Here is a 2926-nt window from a genome sequence, read left to right as displayed (position 1 = left end):
CGCTTCGCGCGGTGGTCCAGGTCCTGTACGAGACGTGTCCACTCTGGGACTCCGGAACGGTCGCCGACGGCCAGCTGTCGCGGGTGTGCTCGAAGTACCGACCTGGTCGCCTGAGGCTGGCGACTTGGCTGCGTTCCGCGTCCGAGTTCTCGTGCGATCGGTACTCGACAGCGGTGTCGGCGCGCGGATGGTGACGGGACGGCACGGTCGCCGAAGTCTGATCCTCGTCCCGGGTGAAGGCGAGGAGAACCCCATGCTCCCATCTGCGTCGTGGTTCGCCTCCTTACCGCATTTCACAGGCAAATCAACGGCGACACCAAGAAGGTCTCATTGAAGGTGCAACATCTTCTCGGAGAACCAGGGGACTCGGCGGCTGCGGCATTCCACACGCCCGCCTGAGCAGCGCGACATCACCGTCATGTGCCGCGGGGTCACCACGTGCCGAACGTCGTTCGGCAATTCCGGATCAGGATGGTAGGCCAATTGCGGATCTCACGCCCGGATACCCTCGAATGCCGGCTGCTCGACCTGTGGAGGCGTCATGAGCAAAGACGCAACGGACAACTCCCCTCAGGGGCCGCTGGTAGTCGCCGCCAGCCCCGAGGAGGTGCTCCGGACGATGGATCCCCACCTCCTGACGGCCAGCGAGCGACGACGGGGCGCCGTGCTGCGCCATCCGGCTGACCGCCACTCGCACGCTGCGGCTCACCTATTGGTCCGGTACTGTGCCGCAGCGCTGACCGGTCGGCCGGTGGGGACACTGGCTCTAGTGCAGCGGTGCGCGGACTGCGGATCGACGGATCACGGCAAACCGTCGCTGACCGGCCTGCCGGACCTCCATGTCAGCCTCGCGCACACCCGGGGGGCCGTGGTCGCGGGCGTGGACGGGTACCCGGTCGGCGTCGACGTGGAGGACTCTCGGGTTCACGAGATCGACCCAGCGGTCATGACCTACACACTCACCGCCGCTGAAGTCGGCCGGGTGCAGTCGGCGAGGGACCCGTCGACCGCATTCCTGCGCCTCTGGGTGCGCAAGGAGTGCCTCGTGAAGATCGGGGTCGTCACACTCGACGGGCTGTCTCGGATCGAGATCGACCCCGGTACTGAGCGGGATGTGGGAGCAGGACGAACGGTCGGCAGGTTCGGGTCTCTGCACGTCGCGGACTGGTTCGACGAGGCACTGCAGGTAGTGATCGCGGCGGCGGGTTCCGAACCACCGATCGTGGGCTCGTTCCCTGTCGGGCCGGCCAGCGCGGCAGGGCCCGGTGAGACCCCTCTCCCGACGTGAGGCGCCGAGGAGGCCAACGACGTCCTGCGGTCACCGGACGCTTCAATCCGCCATGACTCTATCCTCCCCGAGGACCGGGATCTCCGGACGCGCTGGGGCGGTTCACACCGCCATGAGTCCTGGTCTGCCTCGCTGAGCTTGGCTTTTACCAATGGGATTGCTGGGTGCTTGACTTCAGGCGACAGCGGTGATGTAGGCAAGTTCCGGGTCGCCGAAGAAGCCGCGGACGATGTGCGGTAGGCGCTGCAGCCGGCGCAGCCGAGCAGTGACGACCGCCTTCATCTGCTCGGGTCCTCTCGGGGCGGCGGGGGCCACCCCGTCGTGCTTGACGTTTTTCCACACCCACTCGTCCGGGTTGAGCTGCGGAGAGTAGGCCGGCAGGCGGTACAGCCGCAGGGCGCCGTGGCTGGAGTCGACGAACTTGGCTACCGCCTTGGACCGGTGCGCCGGATGGTTGTCGACGATGCAGCACACCGGCCCGGCACCGGTGTGCTGGGCGTCGTGCAGCAGGCGTTTGAGGAAGTCGATGAAGCCGGCGGCGGTCAGGGTGCCGGTCAGCACGGAGAACCGCAGCGCGCCCCGCGCGCTGATCGCCGAGATCAGGTTCAGCCCGAACCGGGCGCCGGTGCTGCGCACCGCCGGGGTCCGCCCGACCGGGGCCCAGGTGGTGCCGGCGTGGTAGTCGCTGCGCACGCCGGCCTCGTCGACGAAGAACACTGTGCCGCCGGCGGCCTTGGCCTCGGCGGCGATCTTGGGGTACTCGGTCTCTTTCCACCGGGCCACCGCCGCCGGGTCGGCCTGCTCGGCCCGGTACAGCGGTCGCTGGGCGGAGAAGCCCAGATCGTGCAGGGTGCGTCCGACGCTGGCCACCGTGAGGTCCACGCCGAACCGGGCGGCGATCAGCTGGCGGATGATCTGCCGGGTCCACAGCGCCACGGCGAACCCGTGATCGCGCGGATCGGACTCAGCGATCAGCGCGGCCAGCTCACCCAACTGCCCGCCGGTGAGCTTGCGCGGCCGCCCGGGCACCGGCTTGGCCCGCAGCGCCTCCCGGCCCCCGCGGCGCTCCGTGGCCAGCCAGGTGTAGATCGTCCGCCGGTGCAGGCCGAGTGCTGCCAGCCCCGCGCCGACCTCGGCCGCCGGCACGCCCCGGGCCACCTGCTCGGCCGCTCGCAGCCGCAGCACCTCCAGCGTCTGGTGGTCCAGCTTGCGGCCGTCGTCCTCCCGCATTCCTCAAGCGTCCCCGCGCACGTCAGCCACATCAAGCTACAAACGACCTCCTCAGTAGTACTGCAACGGCACTTGTGCGTGTCGCTGCCGGGATCGGCCGAGGGCTGGTAGCAGCGTCGGCGGATGCGCTGCGATGGCCTGGTGGCCGAGGTGCAGGACTGAACAGTGGGCCTGGAGGGAGTGCACGCCTGGATCGCGGGGGCGTTCGCCCGGGCCTATCTGCGTGGGCTGATCGGCCAGCTGGAGCGCAGGAACGGCTGGACGCTGGCCGAGGCCGCCGGCGAGGTCTCACCGGACGGGATGCAGCGGCTGCTGCGCACCGCGGACTGGAACGCCGACGCGGTCCGGGATGAGCTGCGCGACTACGTGGTCGAGCGGCTCGGCCCGGGTGGGGTGCTCATCGTCGAT

3 protein-coding genes are annotated in these 2926 nt (G+C 69.4%); 2 read left to right on the top strand and 1 reads right to left on the bottom strand.

The features are described 5' to 3' along the window. Positions 1-541: 541 nt before the first annotated feature. Positions 542-1288, top strand: a complete 747-nt coding sequence (locus VN520_RS05390) for a 4'-phosphopantetheinyl transferase family protein (protein ID WP_325745681.1) — start codon at positions 542-544, stop codon at positions 1286-1288. A gap of 174 nt (positions 1289-1462) precedes the next feature. Here the strand turns inward: VN520_RS05390 and VN520_RS05385 are convergent, their stop codons facing one another. Beyond that, positions 1463-2518: an IS630 family transposase gene (locus tag VN520_RS05385; protein ID WP_325745680.1), complete on the bottom strand. Its 1056-nt coding sequence runs from the start codon at positions 2516-2518 to the stop codon at positions 1463-1465. Between the two features lie 165 nt (positions 2519-2683). Here VN520_RS05385 and VN520_RS05380 point away from each other — a divergent pair. Further along, positions 2684-2926 (top strand): transposase (locus VN520_RS05380; protein WP_325745679.1); only part of this gene is annotated, 243 nt, incomplete at its 3' end.

This window comes from Streptomyces sp., from assembly GCF_035563135.1.
GTDB lineage: Bacteria > Actinomycetota > Actinomycetes > Streptomycetales > Streptomycetaceae > Streptomyces.
The sequence above is the reverse complement of the archived record's forward strand: the minus strand, read 5'-3'. Positions and strand labels throughout refer to the sequence as shown.

Excerpts from the sequence above, each read along its gene's own strand:
- VN520_RS05390 (WP_325745681.1), top strand. The coding sequence starts at position 542 with ATGAGCAAAGACGCAACGGACAACTCCCCTCAGGGGCCGCTGGTAGTC.
- VN520_RS05385 (WP_325745680.1), bottom strand. The coding sequence starts at position 2,518 with ATGCGGGAGGACGACGGCCGCAAGCTGGACCACCAGACGCTGGAGGTG.